The following is a 17,025-nucleotide window of genomic DNA, read 5'->3' as shown; positions in this document are numbered from 1 at the left end:
CCCACATTCGAAGAAGGAGGTTGCATCCGTGAACACCCGGCTTTCCCTGCTCGCCGCCGCCTGCGTCCTCGCCCTGGCGGCCTGTGGCAACGACACCACCCCCGCCGATAACGCGACCCCGGCCGCGACCCCGTCGGACACCGCACCTGCCGACACCACGCCAACCGACACAGCCGCCGGCACCCCGGCCACCACGCCGACAACGCCCGGAAGCGACGCCGGCACGTCGGCGACGCCGGCGGCGACCCCGGCCGGCAGCGACAAGCCGGCGGCAACGGTCGACAACTGCAGCACCGTCATCGAAGGCAACGACGCCATGCAGTTCAACGTCGGCTCGATCACCGTGCCGTCCTCGTGCAGCGAGTTCACCATCACCCTCAACCACACGGGCCAGATGCCGGTGGTGGCAATGGGTCACAACGTCGTGGTCAGCAAGGCGTCCGACCGCGAGGCGATCGCCGCCGCCGGCATGGGCGCGGGCGTGGATGGCGACTACGTGCCGGCTGACGACGCACGCGTGATCGCCCATACCGAACTGGTCGGCGGCGGCGGCACCACGTCCGTCACCTTCCCGGTCAGTGCGATCCAGGGCAGCGGCCCGTACGAGTTCTTCTGCAGCTTCCCGGGCCACTGGGCGGTGATGCGCGGCTCGATCCAGGTCGGATAAGGCCTGCCGCGCAACGTCCCGCCCCGGCGACAGGCCGCGGGCGGGATCTCGCACGCATGCCGGGCACGCGCCCGGCATTGCCCGAAATGACCTACGGAGCACCCCCATGCGCTCTTCCAGCATCCAACTCACCACGATTGCGTTGGGCGTCCTGCTGGCCGCCGGCTGCACCGCCCCCGACGATGACGCCGGCACCGCGGCCGCGCCGGATGTCGCGGAACCGGCCTCCGCCCCGGCGCCCAGTGGCACGACACCCGAACCGGCGCCGGCAGACACGGCCCCCGCCGCATCCGTACCGGCGCGCTTCCAGGGCGATTACGCCGCCGACGCTACCGCCTGCACGTCGCCAGGCCATGAGAGCGAACTGAGCATCGAGGCTTCGCGCATCGCCTTCCACGAGAGCAGCGGCGGCATCACCGCGGTCGACACCCGCGGCAATGACCTCGAGATCACCGCGCAGGTGACCGGCGAAGGCGAGACCCGCGACGTCACCTACAGCTTCAGCCTGTCCGAGGATGACCAGACCCTGACCGACACGGTCAACGGCATGGCGCGCCAGCGCTGCGACTGAACGCCCGGCGCCGCGCCCGTCGAAGCGGGGGCGCGGAACCTCAGCCGCAGTGGCCGCAGCAGGTGCTGCCGCCGCTGATGTGCACGTCCTGGTCCAGCGGGGTGGCCGCCCAGCCCAGGGTGGACAGCACGTGCTGGACCTGCGCGCCGGTGGCGACGGTCAGCACTTCCAGGCGGCCGCGGGCGGCGTCGAGCGCGATCCGGGCGTCCGGGTCGAGGGGGCGCAGCGCGGTAGCGAGCACGCCGGCGTCGGGATTGATGGCGGACACTTGGAACTGCATGTGTTTTCTCCGGTACACCGGTGGATCCGGTGCATGCATGGTGCTGGCGACCGCCGGGCACGCCCTTGACCCGGGTCAACCGCGGGGCAATCGGACGCCGCGATGGCGCAGTCAGGTTGCGCCTACCCCCGCCAGTTGGCGTGGCGCTCCCAGAACGCCACGCTGCGCGCGTAGGCTTCGCGGTCCAGCGGGACGCCGGAACCGCCCTCTTCCACCCCGAGCGCGTTGCGCATCATGGTGATCGGAGCCATCGGCGTTTCCACCGGTTCGGCGGTGTACATGCAACCCACCACGCCGAAGTCGGCATCGATCACGGTGCCTTCCTTCGCCAGCTGCGCGCGGTCGTACAGGATCACCACCAGGTAGTCGGCCACCGGCGGCTCCAGCCCTTCGAACCAGCGCACCAGTACCGGCAACTCGCCGGTACTGCGCGCCTCGTACGCCGAACGCAGCAGGTGCCGGTTGGCCTCGGTGATCGGCGCGGCCAGGCAGCGCGTCGATGTCCAGTTGCGATGGACGTGCAGCTTGCAGAAAGGCGCGTAGCCTTCGAGCACGTCGAGTGGCGGCACCTCGTTGAGATGCCGCTCGAACTGTTCGGGCGTGCAGTCCTGGATGGTGTTGCGCCGCTGCTCGCGGAACAGCCGTGAGCGGGCGAACTCGGTAAGCACGATCGACATGCGTGGTTCCCGTTGCGGAGGGCCGCCGATTATCGCCCGTGTGCGCGGGGCGGTCGGATCAACCCGCCAGCAGCGCGACGATCCGGTCCACGTCCGCCGGCTTGACCAGGTGGTGGTCGAATCCGGCGGCCTGCGAAGTAACGTGGTCGTGCGCTTGGCCGTAGCCGGTCAGCGCGATGAAACAGGCGCTCCCCGTGCCCGCGCGCCGACGCAGGTGGCCGACCAGCTCGTGGCCGGTCATGTCGGGCATGCCGATGTCGAGGATGAAGGCGTCCCAGTCGCTCCGCCGATCCGCCAGCACCAGTGCCTGCTGGCCATCGGTGGCCACGGTTACGTCATGCCCGAGGAGCTCCAGCACGGTCGCAAGGGTGTCCGCGGCGTCGCGGTTGTCGTCCACCACCATGATCGACTGCCGGCGCGTGGCGACGCGCGGCACAGGCGCGGCATCGTCGGGCAACCGTTCCACTGCCGCGCGCGGCAGCACGAACTCGAACGTACTCCCGCAACCCGGGCCCGGACTGACCGCCCCGACGGTGCCGCCGTGGCCGCGGACGATGCTGCGCACCAGCGCCAGGCCGATGCCGAGCCCGCCCTGCGAACGGTCGGGCGTGCGTGCGGCCTGGGTGAACAGGTCGAACGCGTGGTTCACCAGCGATGCGTCCATGCCCTGGCCGTTGTCGGCCACCTGCACCGCCACCGTATCCTCCGAGCCAACCACGGCCACGCGGATGCGACCGCCCGGCGAGGTGTACTTGGCGGCGTTGTTGAGCAGGTTCGACACCACCTGTACCAGCCGGTGACGGTCGCCGAGCACGATCGCCGGGCCACCTCCTGTCTCGACGGAGAGCCCGTGCCGCCGCGCCTGCAGCGCCGGGCCGGCCTGCTCTACCGCGGCATTGACCACGGCGCGCATGTCCACGGGCTCGCGGTCGAACACCACAAGCCCGCGGGTGACCCGCGAGACATCGAGCAGGTCATCGACCATCTCGGTCATGTGAGCGACCTGGCGCGAGATGATCCTCGCCGCCTCCTCCACCCGCGGCGCGTCATCGGGCACCAGCCGCAGCAGCTCCGCCGCGGTGCCGATCGGCGCCAGCGGATTGCGCAACTCGTGCGCGAGCATCGCCAGGAACTCGTCCTTGCGCCGGTCCGACTGTTCCAGCGTCTCGATCAGCTGGCGGCGCTCGGTCACGTCCAGCACGGTGCCGATCATCGACACCGGCCGCAGTGCGTCGCCCTCGCCTTCAAAGGCAACCTGCCCGCGGGTCATCGTCCAGACCACGCGCCCGTCGCGGTGCCGCAGGCGGAACTCCTCGGCCACCCGACCGTCGCTGCCGGGTGTAAACGCCGCCGCCAGTGCCGCGTCCACCCGCGGCCAGTCGTCGGGATGCACCCGTCGCCCGAGATCCTCGCGTGAGTAGTGACTGCGCTCGGGATTGGCACCCCAGATCTCCGCGGTGCGTCGGTCGAACCGGATCACGTCTTCGGCCAGGTTCCAGGTCCACGTGCCAAGTTGCGCCACCTCCAGCGCCAGCGCACCGCGCTGCTCCGATAGGCGCAAGTCGCGCTCCACCCGCTTGCGGTCAGTGATGTCGATCGATGCACCGATCAGGCCAACGAGTTTCCCGTCGTCGTCCAGCAGCGGTGCCTTGGTCGAGATCCAGGTTGCCGGGGTGCCGTCGGCGAGCTGGATTTCCTCCTCCACCTGTTCGGCGATACCCGTCTCCATGATCCGCCGGTCGTTGGCCATCACCTCCTCGGCCTGCGCCGGGTCGGCGAGCAGCTCGCGGTCGGTGCGGCCAATGAACCCTTCGGGCGGCACACCGAGCAGCGTGGACACCCCGCGGTTGCCCACCAGCAGGCGCCCCTGGAGGTCCTTGGCGTAGGCCACGCCGGGCACCGCCTCTGTGAAGGAGCGCAACAGCGCCAGGGCGTGGTCGCGCTCCTCCAGCGCCAACTGCACCCGTTCGGCCGATCGTGTCGCCGCCTCGTGCTCCTCGCGGCGATGGGTGACGTCGTGGAACAGCACCGCCATCCCCTGGTCGACGGGGAAGGCACGCACCTCGAACCAGACCTCGCGCCCGTCCTGGAAGACATGCGGGTAGTCCATCGACTCGGCGTGCCTGCGCGCCATCACCCGGCGGTACATCGCGCCAAGGGGAGCATCGAAGGTGCCGGGGTACAACGTCCATTGCACGCCGCCGATCAATGCTTCGCGGTCCATGCCCAGCAGGCGTTCGGTCTCGGTATTGACCTCGAGCAACCGGAAGTCGTGATCGAACAGGACGAACGCCTCTTCCATGTTCGCCAGCACCTGCCGGTGTCGTGCGTCGCGTTCGGCCAGACTGCGCTCGAGCTGGACCTGCCCGGTGATGTCGTTGCAGGCGCCGAACATGCCCGCCACCGCCCCGGTGTCGTCGCGCACCGGTGCGAAGAAGTAGGAGAACCAGGTCTCTTCGGGGAACCCCTTTCGCTCAAGCACCAGCCGCATGCGCGGCACCTGCACCGGCTCGCCTGCCGAGACCGACTCGACGATCGGCGCCAGCTCCGCACGGATCTCGGGCCAGACCTCGTCGAGGATGTCGCGGCCCAGCGCCCACGGGTGCTTGTCCGCGAGGATGGTCGCGTAATGGTCGTTGTAGAGGAAGGTCCTGCTGGGGCCCCAGACGATGTACATCGGCTGGTTGGACGCCAGCATCAGCGATACCAGCGTGCGCAATGCCGCCGGCCATGCGTCCACCGGGCCCAGCGGCGTGGGCGCCCAGTCGGTGGCGCGCAGGCGCTCACCCAGTTCACCCCCGCCGTCCAGGAAACGCAGCCCGGATTCGGTCATCGTTGGCGACTCTCCCGCAATGGCTTGAGCCGCCCGATCATACCGAAGGGCACTGGGCTAGAGGGTCGACGTCACGTCGCCGCCCTGCCCGCGCAGGAGCTCGGCCGCCTGCGCGCGCTGGTCCATCGAGTAGGCATGCACTACAACGGTGGTGTTGCCCTCGTCCATCGCATCGCGGGTGGCCTCGACCATGCGGTCGTGGTCCGGGCGCAAAGACACCAGTCCGCCGGCCCACAGGCCGGCCACGGCACTGAAGAACACGATTACCAGCGCCGCCGCCACCGGCGAGCTGACGATGAAGCGGATGCCCATGGCATGCAGCACCGCGAACAGCAGCAGACCGCCGACTACGCCGGCGATACCGAACCACAGGTGCGCACGCACGATCGTCCGCCAGATGCCCCGACTTTCCGGCTCCAGCTTGCGACCCGGGAGCGACCCCGTGCCCGGCGTGACCACCTGCACCTGCGCCGCCGCGAGCGACAGCGCCGAGGCGACCGCTTGGGCCGCACGGCGCGCGCTGGCCTCGTCGGGGAACACCGCGGCGACCTTGCTGTTGGACAGTTCGCCGGTGATGGGGGAGGTTTCCGACATGACCCGACTCCGATGGGGAATGCCGGAAGCCTCGCCTATGGCCGGTTGCGGGGTTGTGAGAGCGATCGGGCAGCCACGCGGAACAGTTGCGCCGACAGCAGCCAGGGCAGCACAAACAGCCCGATGAACAGTGCAAGCGCACCGTGCCCGGCAAACAGTGCATAGACGGCGATTGTTCCCTGCGCGAGCGCGGCCGTTGCCATCGCGACCGCCATGCCCCGTGGCCGGAACCACGCCAACACGGCACCGAGCAGCGCGACCAGTAGGACCCCGCCGAACAGCAGGTTGGCCGGGTTGTCCTCGTTGCCGATCATCCCGACCGCGAGGTTGACCCAGACCGTCACGAACGCGGTCACGATCGCCACCGCGACGGCCGCCCGGTAGGCGGTATTGCCGGAGATGCGCGTGGCAACCTCGTAACCGCCGCATGCTGCCGCCAGCAGGAGGCCCATGGTGATGAAATCCTCCGGGCCCCAGTCCACCTCGGTGGTGAACCGCATCGCCACGGCGGGCAGGGCCAGCAGCAAGGCCGCCCCGCCCCAGATCGCCATGCTCCAGCGGTTGCCCCGCACCGCGCCGTTGTCGCCGATACCCTGTGCCATTGCCGGTCTCCACGTTGGGTGTGATGCGGAGATTGCCCGCCCCGGATGAAGCTCCTAGGGCGCCCGTGTGAAGCGGGCGCGAAGCACGGCCCTACCGGGTCTGTTTCCCGCTCAGGGAGCCCACCGGGACTGACGGGCCGCGCACCGGTACCATGCGCTCCGCGGAAGCCGCCCGGCCCCGCCTCCCCATCCCGGAACCAGAACATGCGCAAGCTTCAACGCGCGGCCTTGCTTGCCGCCTGCCTCGCCGTGGCGCCCGCCGCCTCGGCCGGCGATTTCTTCCTCAACGGACAGCTTGGCCGCATCGAACTCGACAGCGGCATCGACGACGCCGACAGCGACCTGGTGCAGGCCAGCGTCGGCTACCGCTGGGGCATCGGCATGGCGCAGGTCGGCCTCGAGGGCGGCCTGGGCCGGATCGAGGAGCAGGATGCCGAGATCCGCAACCAGTACCCCGACGGCTACGTCGACCACGCGTACACCATGCAGTCGCGCTACGGCTTCGTCGGTGCCAACGCGCGCATCAAGCCGCCGCTGCTGCCGGTGTACTTCATCGGCCGCGCCGGCTACCTCGGGCTGGAGCGTGAGCTGGATGAAACCATCGTCGACTACCCGGTGGATACCGCTCCGGTGACCGACCGCCGGCAGTTCAAGGAGAACGACGGCGGTACGTACGTCGGCGTGGGCGTCGGCACCACCATCCTGCCGCTGCTGGACGTGGGGCTGATGGTCAACCAGTACCGCTACTCGCAGGTGCAGTACGACGCGGTGTCCGACGAGTACCGGCTGTCGCGCGACAAGCGCAACGCGCGCAGCGTGACCGTGACGGTGGAATACCGGTTCTGATTGCCCCAAGAACGGACACGAAAAAGCCGCCCCGATGGGCGGCTTTTTCGTTGTACAGGTCAGTGCGTCTTGCGGTCGCCGCGGTCGCCCTGGCCGGCCTTGGTTTCGTGCTTGGCCTCTTTGCGCACGTCCTGGCTCAGCGAGCGGCTGACATCGTCGCTCTCGCTGAACCGGCCCTCTTCGTCGCGCCGCACATAGCGCTTGTCGCCCTTGTTGGGTTCGATCAGTTCTCGCTTGCTGGAAGCCATGACGGTCTCCGTTGTCGGGTCCTACATGGATACCTCGACCGGCATGAAACCGGCGCGAATCCTGCCAGGGCGTACGCGTGCGCTTCATCATGAATGGGCTACACCGGCAGCTCCCCCCGCTGGAGCCCCCCATGACCCACCACGACCAACCCGCCACCGTCCCCGCCGTCGACCTGCAGCGCTACCTCGGCACCTGGTACGAGATCGCCCGCCTGCCGATGCGCCACGAACCACCGGACTACACCGACATCACCGCCACCTACTCGCTGCAGGACGACGGCAAGGTGCGGGTCGAGAACCGCGCGCGCGACGGCGACGGTGCCCCCCAGGAGTCGGTGGGCGAGGCAACCCCGGTGCCCGGCAGCAACAACAGCAAACTGGAAGTCAGCTTCCTGCCGGAAGGCCTGCGCTGGGTGCCGTTCACCAAGGGCGACTACTGGGTGCTGCGGATCGACCCCGACTACCGGATCGCCCTGGTCGGCAGCCCGGACCGCAAGTACCTCTGGCTGTTGGCACGCACCCCCCAGATCGACCCGTCCGAACGGATGGACTATCTCGCCACCGCACAGACGCTGGGCTACGAGCTGGACGAGCTGATCGATACGCCGCAGCGCGGGGCGCCAGCCTGACGGGGTCGGATACAACTGCCAAAGAGAAAGCGCGCCCTGAGGCGCGCTTTTTTTCACATCCGACCGACCCATGGGCCGGCGGGGTGCGTCTCAGAACCGGACTTCGGCGCCGAGCATCAACGTGTCGGCACGGTTGGCGTCGTAGTAGAACTCGCCGTCGTCCCAGTAGTAGTCGTTGAAGTAGACGTGGTTTGTGTACGTCAGGCTCAGGTTGAAGTTGCGCGTCAGGTCCGCGCCCAGGCCGACGCCCACGTAGCCGCCATCGACATCCATGTAGTAGTCGTCGTCAGCCGTCCAGTAACCGGCGCGGACAATGGCGAACACCGGGCTGTCGGGACCGAAGTTGAAGCGCGCGGTCGCACCGATGCTGACGTAGTCCACCTTGGCGTAGGTGTAGAGACTGTCCCGGGTTTCATCCAGCCGGCCGGCGGCCGCCTCGATTCCCACCAGCGTCACCGCGCCGGCCTGCCAGCGATAGCCCGCGTTGACCGCGAGCGCGGACTGGTCGACGTCGTCGAACACCCAGCCCTTGCCACCCTGCACGCCCAGGAAGAACCCGCCGCGGTCTTCGATCAGCCTGTCACGCGGTGGGGCCGCGTAGCCCTGCGCCTGCGCATCGGCCGGCTGCGGCTGCCAGGTGGCCTGGTCATCAGCCTGGGGAGCCGCGGGCGCCGCGGGATCGGTGACCCGCTTGGCCGGATCAGCCTCGGTGCCGGCCTGCGGCTGCCACACCTCGATCGGCGTGTCCTGGGCGTGTGCGGTGGATGCCAGCACGGCACCCGCGGTGACGGCGGCCATTGCCACCATCAGCCTGGTCTTCTTCATGTACTTCCCCTGTAGTGATCAATCGGACGCGTGACTACGCGCCGAGCCGGACTTCGCGCAAAGCGGCGAACCGACCGGCCGCATTATCCGTCAGCCACCCGAACGCGCGCGAGCGGCGCATACTCGCCTCGCCCGACTGCGCCGCAGCCGGCATACGCGTCAGGAGCAGCACATGAGCAAGGGTCTGGACAAGAAGAAGGAACAGAAGAAGAAACCGGCCAAGTCGATGAAGGAGAAGAAGGCAGAGAAGCGCGACAAGAAGACCACCAAGGCGTTCGCCCCGGTCTAGGACCCGCCGGCGCCCGCCCTTGTCTACCCGGGCTGGAACACCGGCCCCAGCATCCGGAACGTGCCGGCGTCCGCATCCATCTCCACCTGGCCGCCGTGCGGCACGATGAACTGCTCGCGTATGTGCCCGATCATGGCCCCGCGGTAGGCAGGGACGCCCAGCGGCCGGATGTGGTCGTCGAAGATCTGGTCCAGGGTGAGTGAACCGTACCCCTCGCCGGGGTCGCAGTCGGTGCAGTCGCCGAAGATGAAACCGGCGATCCGGTCCAGTGCCCCCATCAGCTTGAGGGTGGTGAGCATGCGGTCGACGCGGTACGGCGCCTCCTCCACGTCCTCCAGGAACAGGATCCGGCCGTCGAAGTCCGGCAGGTACGGCGAGCCGGCCAGGCCCACCAGCACCGACAGGTTGCCGCCGACCAGCTCGCCTCGCGCCTTGCCACCGGTGATGGTCAGCGTGCGGTTCTTGCGCGGCACCAGCTCGTCGCCGGCGTCGACCGGGTTCCGGTAGCGCATCAGCTCGCGTTCGAAGAACAGGCGCCGGAACTGGTCGACGTTGAAGGCATTCCAGCTCGCGGCGCCGATGGGCCCGTGGAACGTGACCAGCCCGGCGCGGGCGAGGATCGCGCAATGCAGCGCGGTGATGTCGGAGTACCCCAGCAGCACCTTCGGGTTGGCGCGGATGGCGTCGTAGTCCAGCAAGGGCAACAGCCGTGCCGCACCGGCCCCACCGCGCACGCAGACGATGCCGCGGACCTCGTCGTCGGCGAACATCGTGTTGAGGTCCCCCGCCCGCTCGGCGTCCGTACCGGCCAGGTGGCCACGCCGCGCCGCATAGTGCGCCCCCGTCTTGACCTTGAAACCCAGCGCCTGCAGCACCTCGGTCGCGAGCTGCAGGTTGAGCCGCTCGTCGGTGGCCGACGACGGACTGACCAGCGCGACCGTGTCGCCCGGGTTGAGCGGAACGGGCAGCAGCCGCCCGTTCCGCGGCGCCGCCGCGAGTGCGGCGCCTGCGTTGCCTACCAGTGGCAGGAGTCCCAATAGCGCCGCGCCCTGGATGAAGTCTCGCCTGTGCATGCCTTGCTCGCCGGTCGTGAACAGGGCCGAGGTTAACGCAACACAATGAGCGCTCGCCCCGCCATCGCCGACGACGCTCACGGGTTGCCGGTGGTCGGCGGAGGGGCGACCGGCTGCTACTCGACCGCCACGAAGGGTGGGTTCGTGCAGCGGCGACACCAGAAGTACAGTTCCGCATCATCGTCAAGGAGAATCGACCCGGTGCCGTACTGCCGGATGGTCCAGGTACCCGTCCTGCCATCCACCAGGGTGATGCGCCCACGAACCAGGCACGGTGACCATGGCAGCTCGTGCATGTATTGGCTCCGGCTCACCGGTTCGCTGTTCTCCAGTGCGCGCCTTGCCGCGTCCTCGTCCAGCAGGAAAGCCCGGCATGCGCCCGCATCCACATCGGGCGAGGCGGCGCCGTTCTCGGTGATGTTCAACTCTTCCGCGACCAGGACACGCTCCGCCTTCGCCCCCGTCGCTTGGCCACCCGGCGCCGACAGCACGCACGCCGAGACCAGCAAGCCGGTGACGGCCCAAAGCCCACTGCGCAGCATGCTCACCATGACGCGCTGGCCGCCTCCGTCGGAGTCTTGTAGGACACCTGGGGATGTCGATATACCTCTTTTGCAGCCACCTTCAGCGCGCGACGAAGCTCGCCGACGAGCCACCGCAGTGCAGCGTTCTGCTGGTCGGTCACCGCGACGTACAGAAACTCGTCGGCGCCACGAACCGTCCCGAAGTCGGGGTTGCGCGTGTACTCGCCAACCAGTTCGATACCGATACTGTCGCGGTTGGACGGGAAGCGGTCTGGGAATGCCTTTGCGTGCTCCATCCTGCTGCGCGTACGCAGCGACGTGCCCTGCAGACGCTTCAACTCGGCAGGCGCACAGGCGTGCCGCTCAAGACAGCGCGAGCGAAGCAGCCCGACGTGGTTGGCGCGCTTGTACAGCGACGCGGTCTGGTAAACCCGTCCGTCCTTTTCGATCAGGAAGTGGGCGCCGATCGCGCTGTCGCGGTAGCTGTTGAACGTGGACTGCGCGGTCGACCCCCCGGTCTGATGGACGACGATGCCGTTCACCATCGGCATGTCGCCGCGCTCCAGTGACGGGAACCGACGAGCTTCGACCCGCACGCTGCGAATCATCCCGTCCTTGTCGATACGAAACATGCATCCTCCTTGATGGCAAAAGCCGCGATCCTGCGGCGCGGCGAAGTCTGCCGCGCGCTCGGTGCGCTTGCAAACGGCGGGGTCGCGCACTGGTCGCGTCACCGTCTACTTCGACCCGGAAGCCCTACGGCCCGCACTGCCACCGCCCGACGAACTGCCGCCGGGCGCCGTCGGCGCGGTGATAGATGAGCGTGGCGGGACGCGCGGGCGACTCGCCGCCGCCAATGGCGGGGCCGGTCACCGCGATATCGACGGTCTTGCCGGCGCCGGTGAAGCGGGCGCCGTCGAGCATGGCGTCGAAGCCGCCCGGTGCAGCGACCGGTTCCACGTACGAGCCGACCTTCACCAACCCCCGCGCGGGATCCGCCGAGGCGACGTCGCCCATTGCCAGCAACAACGGTGCGTCGCCGGCAAGCGCGAAACTGCAGGCGAGCTCGCCGCCCAGCGCGGCCGCTTCGATGTCCGCCGCTCCGAGGGGTGCCAGGACAATCTGCGAGCCGTCGCCGCCGACGGTCGAGTCGCCAGCCGCCGCATCGGACGACGCAGTCGATGACGGTGCACTGTCTCGGTTAGTACCGGTGTCGCCGGCCGCGTCGGGCATCTCGGTCCCGGCGTCCGGGGCCTCGCCAGGGCGACCACCCTGCCCGGCGTCGCGGTCCGGCCCCGAGCAGGCCATCAACGCCAGCGAAATCGCCATCAAGAACAACACGCGGCGACGCAATCCGCGCGGGCAACGAGCTCCGAGGCGGGAACAGGTCACGATCAGCATTGGCAGCACCTGGAGGCGTGGGCTCGCAGGTTGTCACAGCCGGCTTGAGCTCCCGATGAGGAGCAGCCCAGCGAACTACTCGCCCAGTAGCCGCGCCACGTCCGCGTCCTTCTCGCGCCACAGGCCGTTCATCCACTGCTGGAAGCGCACACGGAACGCGCGGTCATTCTGGTAATCGCCGTGCAGCAGTTCCTGCGGGATGGCGCGCTGCCGCACGTGGACGTGGATCGCCGGCACGCGGTCGGCCAACAGGTCGATCATCGACGGACGGCCGCCGGGATAGGCGATGGTCACGTCGAGGATGGCGTGCAGGCCCTCCCCCATCGCATCCAGCACGAATGCCACCCCGCCCGACTTGGGCTTGAGCAGGTGCCGGTAAGGCGCTCCCTGGGCGGCATGCTTGGACGGGGTGAACCGGGTGCCCTCGACGAAGTTCATGATCGCCACCGGAATCTCGCGGAACTTCTCGCAGGCCCGGCGGGTGGCGGCGATATCGCGACCGGCCAGCTCGGGGCGGCGCGCGATCTGCTTGGGGGTGTGGCGACCCATGAACGGAAAGTCGAGCGCCCACCACGCCAGTCCCAGCAGGGGCACCCAGATCAGCTGCCGCTTGAGGAAGAACCGCATCAGCGGGATGCGCCGGTTGAACACCTTCTGCAACACCACGATGTCGACCCAGCTCTGGTGGTTGGCCAGCACCAGGTAGTGGCCGTCCGCCCGCAGCGCGACATCCTCCTGCAGGTGGATCGGCGTATGGAAGAAGCGGTCCCACAGCCAATTGTTCACGCCGATCCAGCTTTCAGCCACGCCGGTCAACAGCGGGTTGCTGGCCTTGCGCAGCCGCGCTGACGGCAGCAGCGCCTTGACCAGCGTCACCACCAGCAGCGGCACGACGTGCAGCACGGTGTTGGCGGCAAGCAGCAGGGAGACCAGGGTCACGCGCAATGGGGCCATGGGGATGCGGAAGGCTCTACGGGGTGGCCATTGTCCCGTAAACCGGCCGGCCGCATTTGTCCGATTCCGGGCGCCGTTCGTGGACAATTGCCTCATGCGAACCTTCGTACTCAGGGCGCGGGCCGCCCCCACCGACAGCGCCAGGCTGCTCGCGTCGGTCGGCCAGGAAGCCCACACCGAGATCCTTGCGCACACGCTGATGAACGCCATCTTCGTGGCCCAGTCGCACCGGCCGGACGTGGTGGTCTACCTCGTGCTTGAGAGCACGCAGGATTTCTCCCGCACCATCCGCTTCGACGCCAACGCCATGCACGACATCGGCGGCTTCAACGAACAGGCGTTGTTGGGCAAGGTCGCCAAGGCGCTGGACGCGTCCCGCGGGATGGGCAAGGAGGAGTCGCGGCCGGTGGAATCCGGCGTCGAGGTGCGCACCGTCAGCTTCGAGCGGCTGGTGCAACAGCTGGCCGCGGACCACCAGTTGTTCGTGATGGACCGCAAGGGCACGCCGATCGGGGAGCAGGTGTTCGACGGCAACCCCTGCTTCCTGCTGACCGACCACATCCCGATGCCGAAGAAGACCTTCCACAGCCTCGAGCGCCTCGGCGCCAGGAAGATCACGCTCGGCAGGACCATGCTGTTCGCCTCTCAGTGCGTGGTGTTGATCCACCACGCGCTCGATCAGGGTTAGGGTTGAGGGGCCACCACTGCCCGCCGGAACGCACCACGCATGTTCGCGATTGACCAGGTCCTCCTCCTCGCCGCCGTGCTGATCCTGCTGGGCGTGGTGTCCAGCAAGGCGTCCGCCCGGCTCGGGCTGCCGGTGCTGGTGCTGTTCCTGATCGTGGGCATGCTGGCCGGCGAGCGCGGCATCGGTGGCATTGTCTTCGACAACCCGGGGGCGGCGCATGCCCTGGGCACCCTGGCGCTGGCCGTGATCCTCTACGACGGCGGCCTGCAGACCCCGGTCGCGTCGATCCGGTCGGTGTGGAAGCCCGCCTCGGTGCTGGCGACGCTCGGCGTGCTGGTGACGGCGGTGGTCACCGGCCTGGCCGCGGCGAAGATCCTCGACTGGCCGCTGATGAACGGCCTGCTGATCGGCGCCATCGTCGGATCAACCGACGCAGCCGCGGTGTTCGCGCAGTTGCGCAACGCCAACATCCACATCCGCAAACGGCTGAAGGCGCTGCTGGAGGTGGAAAGCGCGTCCAACGACCCGATGGCGATCTTCCTGACCATCGGCCTCATCCAGGTCATCGCCAACGACGTGCCGCTGGGCCTGGCGCTGCTCAAGCTGTTCCTCATGCAGATGGGCATCGGCGCAGCCGTTGGGCTGGGCGTGGGCTGGGGCGCAGTGGGCCTGCTCAACCGCATCCGGCTGCAGGCATCGGGCATGTACCCGGTGCTGGTGACCGCCTGCGGCCTGCTCGCGTTCGGCCTGGCGGCCAACCTGGGCGGCAGCGGCTTCCTGGCGATCTTCATCGCCGGCACGGTGGTAGGCAACAGCCACTTCGCGTTCAAGCGCAGTGTCTTCCTGTTCCATGACGGCATGGCCTGGCTCGCCCAGATCACCATGTTCGTGGTGCTGGGCCTGCTGATCGACCCGATCGCGCTGCTGGACGTCTGGATCCAGGGGCTGCTGATCGCGCTGGTGCTGATGTTCGTCGCGCGCCCGCTGGCAGTGGTCCCGGTGATGCTGCTCTTCGGTTTCAGCAAGCGGGAAACCACCCTGGTGTCCTGGGTCGGCCTGCGCGGTTCGGTGCCCATCGTGCTGGCGATCTTCCCGTTGCTTTTCGAGCTCCCGGGTGCGCCGGTGATCTTCAACGTGGTGTTCTTCGTGGTGCTGATTTCCGCGATCCTGCAGGGCTCCACGCTGGCCACGGTCGCCCGCCGGCTCGGCCTGGCCGAGGCGCCGCCCGCCCAGCCCGCCGCAACGCTGGAGATCACCTCGCTGGGCAACGTCAACGCCGACATCGTCGAGTACACGCTGGGGCGGGACTCGCGCGCCGTTGGCCGGCGCCTGTCACGCATGGCGTTGCCCGAGGACACGGTCATCGCCATGATCACCCGCGGCGAAGAGGTGATGCCGCCGCGCGGCTCCACCGTCCTGCGCGCCAACGACCACCTGTTCGCAGTGTTGCGGCCGATAACCCGGCCGTTCGTCGACCGCACGTTCTCCCAGGCCGCCGACATCGGCGCCGCCGAGCCATTGCCGCGGGTCGAGCTGCGGCTCAAGGGTGGCACCACGGTGGAGGACATCCGCAACTCGTACGGCGTGCACCTGCCGGCCGCCGATGACGACACGCTGGAAAGCGTGATCCGCCAGAACCTGGAGACGGACCCTGCGATCGGCGCGAGCGTCATGCTCGACGGCACGCGGTTGCGCGTGTGCGGGATGCTGGGGACGCGGATCGCGACCGTCGGTATGTTGGCCGCCGAATCCGACCCCGACGAGGAACCCACGGAACGCTAGCCGCGCCACCGGCCGCGGGGACTGTCAGCCCGGTGCCTCCCCGTCCAGCACGCCGTGCCGCCGGTGCCACTCCTCCAGCGATTCCTCCGGGAACCCGTCGACGTGGACATCGTGCCGGCCATCTGGCACGTCGACCCACGCCGCCCTGGAGTCCAGCAGCATGTGGACACGCTCGCCCGGATGGGGCAACGGGCTGTCGATGGCCGATGCGTGCGGGTGCACCAGCTCCGGCCACTCGGGATCGAACAGCCATAACGCGCTGCCACACCCGGTGCAGAAGTGCCGCTGTCCGGAGCTGATCCGGCAACCGCCATTCCCGTCGGGGATGCGCGCGTGGTAGACGCCAAGGTGTCCGCGGCCCTCCACCTCGAGCGTGTCAGCGCGGGCACCCAGGTTGACCGCGCTGCCACCACCGCCCGCGGTCTTGCGGCAGATGGAGCAATAGCAGTGGAGGAACGGCACCGGCGCATACGCGTCGCAGCGGAAGCGCACCTTGCCGCAGTGGCAGGATCCCTCGAGTCGCATGGCCGTGGCCCCGGGCGGAGCTGCCGACGATAGCCGCGGCCGCGTGGACGCGACGTTGGCCGGGGCCGTTGTCGATCCGGGCGTCGCACGTCCGTCGATATGGTCAGGCCGGACATGCCGGCCGCACGCACATCCCGCCTGCCCAATGAGGACCTGCCCATGATTCCCAAGAACACGATCTGCCTGTGGTACGACGGCGACGCGCTGGAAGCCGCGACCTTCTATGCCGCGACCTTCCCCGACAGCCGCGTCGACGCCGTCCACCACGCCCCCGGGGACTATCCCGATGGCCAGCAGGGCGACGTGCTGGCGGTCGACTTCACGGTGATGGGCATCCCCTGCATGGGCCTCAACGGCGGCCCGGCGTTCAAGCACAGCGAGGCGTTCTCGTTCCAGGTGGCGACCGACGACCAGGAGGAAACCGACCGCTACTGGAATGCGATCGTCGGCAACGGCGGGCAGGAAAGCGAATGCGGCTGGTGCAAGGACAAGTGGGGGCTGTCGTGGCAGATCACCCCGCGCGCGCTCACCGACGCCTGGACCGACCCGGATCGTGCCGCGGCCAAGCGCGCGTTCGACGCGATGATGAAGATGCGCAAGATCGACGTCGCCGCCATCGAGGCGGCGCGTCGGGGCTGAGCGGAAGGCTTCAGCCGGCGGGCACCAGCCGGTGCGACGGGTCCTGGCAGACCACCAGCCCGCCCTCGGCGGTCGGCGCGCCGACTGCCTGCACCCGCATCCCCACGGCCAACGCCTCCACGTCGACCGGCCCGGCCTGGCAAAGGTTCCAACGCGCGGGCAGCTCGACCGGCACCGCGCCACGGCCGGCGACGTCCACCCGTACCACCGCGTTGCCGTCGTAGGCCCAGGGCTGGGTGTCGATGGAAGCGACGGTGCCCTCGATCGTCAGCGCACCGGCGTCCGGTGCGTCGGCGCCGGCCGGATCACCGGCCGGCGCCGTGGTGCAGCCCGCCAGTGCGAGTGCGCAGGCCATCGGGAAAAACAAGGAAGACATGT

The 17,025-nt window shown here is 68.8% G+C and carries 21 protein-coding genes; 7 read left to right on the top strand and 14 right to left on the bottom strand.

Annotated elements, in window-relative coordinates; translation table 11 throughout:
- Positions 1–28 precede the first annotated feature (28 nt).
- Together azu and KOD61_RS05685 are read left to right on the top strand one after the other, a co-directional pair.
- Positions 29–667, top strand: coding sequence for an azurin (gene azu / locus KOD61_RS05690; protein WP_215220065.1), 639 nt, complete (start codon positions 29–31; stop codon positions 665–667).
- A gap of 106 nt (positions 668–773) precedes the next feature.
- The gene (locus KOD61_RS05685) at positions 774–1,238 is read left to right on the top strand and encodes a hypothetical protein (RefSeq protein WP_215220064.1); all 465 of its coding nucleotides are present in this window, start codon (positions 774–776) and stop codon (positions 1,236–1,238) included.
- Between the two features lie 40 nt (positions 1,239–1,278).
- Here KOD61_RS05685 and KOD61_RS05680 read toward each other — a convergent pair whose 3' ends face one another.
- The 5 genes from KOD61_RS05680 to KOD61_RS05660 form a co-directional block, all read right to left on the bottom strand.
- Positions 1,279–1,518 carry a hypothetical protein gene (locus KOD61_RS05680; protein ID WP_215220063.1) on the bottom strand — a complete coding sequence of 80 codons (240 nt, stop codon included), beginning with the start codon at positions 1,516–1,518 and terminating at the stop codon, positions 1,279–1,281.
- A gap of 122 nt (positions 1,519–1,640) precedes the next feature.
- The gene (locus KOD61_RS05675; protein ID WP_215220062.1) at positions 1,641–2,195 is read right to left on the bottom strand and encodes a DUF3228 family protein; all 555 of its coding nucleotides are present in this window, start codon (positions 2,193–2,195) and stop codon (positions 1,641–1,643) included.
- A 58-nt stretch (positions 2,196–2,253) separates the two neighbouring features.
- Positions 2,254–5,028, bottom strand: coding sequence for a hybrid sensor histidine kinase/response regulator (locus tag KOD61_RS05670; protein ID WP_215220061.1), 2,775 nt, complete (start codon positions 5,026–5,028; stop codon positions 2,254–2,256).
- A 57-nt stretch (positions 5,029–5,085) separates the two neighbouring features.
- The gene (locus tag KOD61_RS05665; protein ID WP_215220060.1) at positions 5,086–5,622 is read right to left on the bottom strand and encodes a hypothetical protein; all 537 of its coding nucleotides are present in this window, start codon (positions 5,620–5,622) and stop codon (positions 5,086–5,088) included.
- A gap of 35 nt (positions 5,623–5,657) precedes the next feature.
- The gene (locus KOD61_RS05660; protein ID WP_215220059.1) at positions 5,658–6,224 is read right to left on the bottom strand and encodes a hypothetical protein; all 567 of its coding nucleotides are present in this window, start codon (positions 6,222–6,224) and stop codon (positions 5,658–5,660) included.
- 204 nt (positions 6,225–6,428) lie between these two features.
- Between KOD61_RS05660 and KOD61_RS05655 the strand changes: the two genes are divergently transcribed.
- Positions 6,429–7,070 carry an outer membrane beta-barrel protein gene (locus KOD61_RS05655; protein WP_215220058.1) on the top strand — a complete coding sequence of 214 codons (642 nt, stop codon included), beginning with the start codon at positions 6,429–6,431 and terminating at the stop codon, positions 7,068–7,070.
- 59 nt (positions 7,071–7,129) lie between these two features.
- Here the strand turns inward: KOD61_RS05655 and KOD61_RS05650 are convergent, their stop codons facing one another.
- Positions 7,130–7,318 carry a hypothetical protein gene (locus tag KOD61_RS05650; protein ID WP_215220057.1) on the bottom strand — a complete coding sequence of 63 codons (189 nt, stop codon included), beginning with the start codon at positions 7,316–7,318 and terminating at the stop codon, positions 7,130–7,132.
- 131 nt (positions 7,319–7,449) lie between these two features.
- Between KOD61_RS05650 and KOD61_RS05645 the strand changes: the two genes are divergently transcribed.
- A complete protein-coding gene (locus KOD61_RS05645) occupies positions 7,450–7,947 on the top strand; it encodes a lipocalin family protein (RefSeq protein ID WP_215220056.1) in 498 nt (165 codons plus the stop codon).
- Positions 7,948–8,037: 90 nt separating this feature from the next.
- Here the strand turns inward: KOD61_RS05645 and KOD61_RS05640 are convergent, their stop codons facing one another.
- The 6 genes from KOD61_RS05640 to KOD61_RS05615 all read right to left on the bottom strand — a co-directional run bounded on the left by KOD61_RS05640 (position 8,038) and on the right by KOD61_RS05615 (position 13,013).
- The gene (locus tag KOD61_RS05640; protein WP_215220055.1) at positions 8,038–8,772 is read right to left on the bottom strand and encodes an outer membrane protein; all 735 of its coding nucleotides are present in this window, start codon (positions 8,770–8,772) and stop codon (positions 8,038–8,040) included.
- 312 nt (positions 8,773–9,084) lie between these two features.
- Entirely contained in the window at positions 9,085–10,134 is a 1,050-nt protein-coding gene (locus KOD61_RS05635) for a S66 peptidase family protein (protein WP_215220054.1), read from the bottom strand.
- A 116-nt stretch (positions 10,135–10,250) separates the two neighbouring features.
- Complete coding sequence (locus tag KOD61_RS05630) at positions 10,251–10,685, bottom strand: hypothetical protein (RefSeq protein ID WP_215220053.1); 435 nt, start codon at positions 10,683–10,685, stop codon at positions 10,251–10,253.
- A complete protein-coding gene (locus tag KOD61_RS05625; protein ID WP_215220052.1) occupies positions 10,679–11,290 on the bottom strand; it encodes a peptidoglycan recognition protein family protein in 612 nt (203 codons plus the stop codon). The genes KOD61_RS05630 and KOD61_RS05625 overlap by 7 nt, the downstream gene beginning before the upstream one ends.
- A gap of 124 nt (positions 11,291–11,414) precedes the next feature.
- Positions 11,415–12,059 (bottom strand): hypothetical protein, encoded by a 645-nt coding sequence (locus KOD61_RS05620; RefSeq protein WP_215220051.1) that lies wholly within the window; start codon positions 12,057–12,059, stop codon positions 11,415–11,417.
- A 75-nt stretch (positions 12,060–12,134) separates the two neighbouring features.
- On the bottom strand, positions 12,135–13,013 hold the full coding sequence (locus KOD61_RS05615; RefSeq protein ID WP_215220050.1) for an acyltransferase: 879 nt from the start codon (positions 13,011–13,013) through the stop codon (positions 12,135–12,137).
- Between the two features lie 94 nt (positions 13,014–13,107).
- On the opposite strand from KOD61_RS05615, the gene trmY reads away from it, so the two are divergent.
- Both trmY and KOD61_RS05605 read left to right on the top strand, forming a co-directional pair.
- The gene (trmY, locus tag KOD61_RS05610; RefSeq protein ID WP_215220049.1) at positions 13,108–13,701 is read left to right on the top strand and encodes a tRNA (pseudouridine(54)-N(1))-methyltransferase TrmY; all 594 of its coding nucleotides are present in this window, start codon (positions 13,108–13,110) and stop codon (positions 13,699–13,701) included.
- Between the two features lie 39 nt (positions 13,702–13,740).
- On the top strand, positions 13,741–15,483 hold the full coding sequence (locus tag KOD61_RS05605; protein ID WP_215220048.1) for a potassium/proton antiporter: 1,743 nt from the start codon (positions 13,741–13,743) through the stop codon (positions 15,481–15,483).
- A gap of 24 nt (positions 15,484–15,507) precedes the next feature.
- On the opposite strand, the gene KOD61_RS05600 is transcribed toward KOD61_RS05605, so the two are convergent.
- A complete protein-coding gene (locus tag KOD61_RS05600; protein WP_215220047.1) occupies positions 15,508–16,008 on the bottom strand; it encodes a GFA family protein in 501 nt (166 codons plus the stop codon).
- Between the two features lie 159 nt (positions 16,009–16,167).
- On the opposite strand from KOD61_RS05600, the gene KOD61_RS05595 reads away from it, so the two are divergent.
- A complete protein-coding gene (locus tag KOD61_RS05595) occupies positions 16,168–16,647 on the top strand; it encodes a VOC family protein (RefSeq protein ID WP_215220046.1) in 480 nt (159 codons plus the stop codon).
- A gap of 10 nt (positions 16,648–16,657) precedes the next feature.
- Here KOD61_RS05595 and KOD61_RS05590 read toward each other — a convergent pair whose 3' ends face one another.
- Positions 16,658–17,023, bottom strand: coding sequence for a hypothetical protein (locus tag KOD61_RS05590; RefSeq protein ID WP_251370673.1), 366 nt, complete (start codon positions 17,021–17,023; stop codon positions 16,658–16,660).
- Positions 17,024–17,025: the final 2 nt, after the last annotated feature.

This window comes from Lysobacter luteus (genome assembly GCF_907164845.1).
Classification (GTDB): Bacteria; Pseudomonadota; Gammaproteobacteria; order Xanthomonadales; family Xanthomonadaceae; genus Novilysobacter; species Novilysobacter luteus.
This window is presented reverse-complemented; position numbering and strand designations above follow the sequence as displayed.

What these genes read in the sequence shown, in the direction of transcription:
- KOD61_RS05685 (WP_215220064.1), top strand. Translation starts at nt 774, where the DNA reads ATGCGCTCTTCCAGCATCCAACTCACCACGATTGCGTTGGGCGTCCTG.
- KOD61_RS05680 (WP_215220063.1), bottom strand. Translation starts at nt 1,518, where the DNA reads ATGCAGTTCCAAGTGTCCGCCATCAATCCCGACGCCGGCGTGCTCGCT.
- KOD61_RS05675 (WP_215220062.1), bottom strand. Translation starts at nt 2,195, where the DNA reads ATGTCGATCGTGCTTACCGAGTTCGCCCGCTCACGGCTGTTCCGCGAG.
- KOD61_RS05670 (WP_215220061.1), bottom strand. Translation starts at nt 5,028, where the DNA reads ATGACCGAATCCGGGCTGCGTTTCCTGGACGGCGGGGGTGAACTGGGT.
- KOD61_RS05665 (WP_215220060.1), bottom strand. Translation starts at nt 5,622, where the DNA reads ATGTCGGAAACCTCCCCCATCACCGGCGAACTGTCCAACAGCAAGGTC.
- KOD61_RS05660 (WP_215220059.1), bottom strand. Translation starts at nt 6,224, where the DNA reads ATGGCACAGGGTATCGGCGACAACGGCGCGGTGCGGGGCAACCGCTGG.
- KOD61_RS05655 (WP_215220058.1), top strand. Translation starts at nt 6,429, where the DNA reads ATGCGCAAGCTTCAACGCGCGGCCTTGCTTGCCGCCTGCCTCGCCGTG.
- KOD61_RS05650 (WP_215220057.1), bottom strand. Translation starts at nt 7,318, where the DNA reads ATGGCTTCCAGCAAGCGAGAACTGATCGAACCCAACAAGGGCGACAAG.
- KOD61_RS05645 (WP_215220056.1), top strand. Translation starts at nt 7,450, where the DNA reads ATGACCCACCACGACCAACCCGCCACCGTCCCCGCCGTCGACCTGCAG.
- KOD61_RS05640 (WP_215220055.1), bottom strand. Translation starts at nt 8,772, where the DNA reads ATGAAGAAGACCAGGCTGATGGTGGCAATGGCCGCCGTCACCGCGGGT.
- KOD61_RS05635 (WP_215220054.1), bottom strand. Translation starts at nt 10,134, where the DNA reads ATGCACAGGCGAGACTTCATCCAGGGCGCGGCGCTATTGGGACTCCTG.
- KOD61_RS05630 (WP_215220053.1), bottom strand. Translation starts at nt 10,685, where the DNA reads ATGGTGAGCATGCTGCGCAGTGGGCTTTGGGCCGTCACCGGCTTGCTG.
- KOD61_RS05625 (WP_215220052.1), bottom strand. Translation starts at nt 11,290, where the DNA reads ATGTTTCGTATCGACAAGGACGGGATGATTCGCAGCGTGCGGGTCGAA.
- KOD61_RS05620 (WP_215220051.1), bottom strand. Translation starts at nt 12,059, where the DNA reads ATGCTGATCGTGACCTGTTCCCGCCTCGGAGCTCGTTGCCCGCGCGGA.
- KOD61_RS05615 (WP_215220050.1), bottom strand. Translation starts at nt 13,013, where the DNA reads ATGGCCCCATTGCGCGTGACCCTGGTCTCCCTGCTGCTTGCCGCCAAC.
- trmY (WP_215220049.1), top strand. Translation starts at nt 13,108, where the DNA reads ATGCGAACCTTCGTACTCAGGGCGCGGGCCGCCCCCACCGACAGCGCC.
- KOD61_RS05605 (WP_215220048.1), top strand. Translation starts at nt 13,741, where the DNA reads ATGTTCGCGATTGACCAGGTCCTCCTCCTCGCCGCCGTGCTGATCCTG.
- KOD61_RS05600 (WP_215220047.1), bottom strand. Translation starts at nt 16,008, where the DNA reads ATGCGACTCGAGGGATCCTGCCACTGCGGCAAGGTGCGCTTCCGCTGC.
- KOD61_RS05595 (WP_215220046.1), top strand. Translation starts at nt 16,168, where the DNA reads ATGATTCCCAAGAACACGATCTGCCTGTGGTACGACGGCGACGCGCTG.
- KOD61_RS05590 (WP_251370673.1), bottom strand. Translation starts at nt 17,023, where the DNA reads ATGTCTTCCTTGTTTTTCCCGATGGCCTGCGCACTCGCACTGGCGGGC.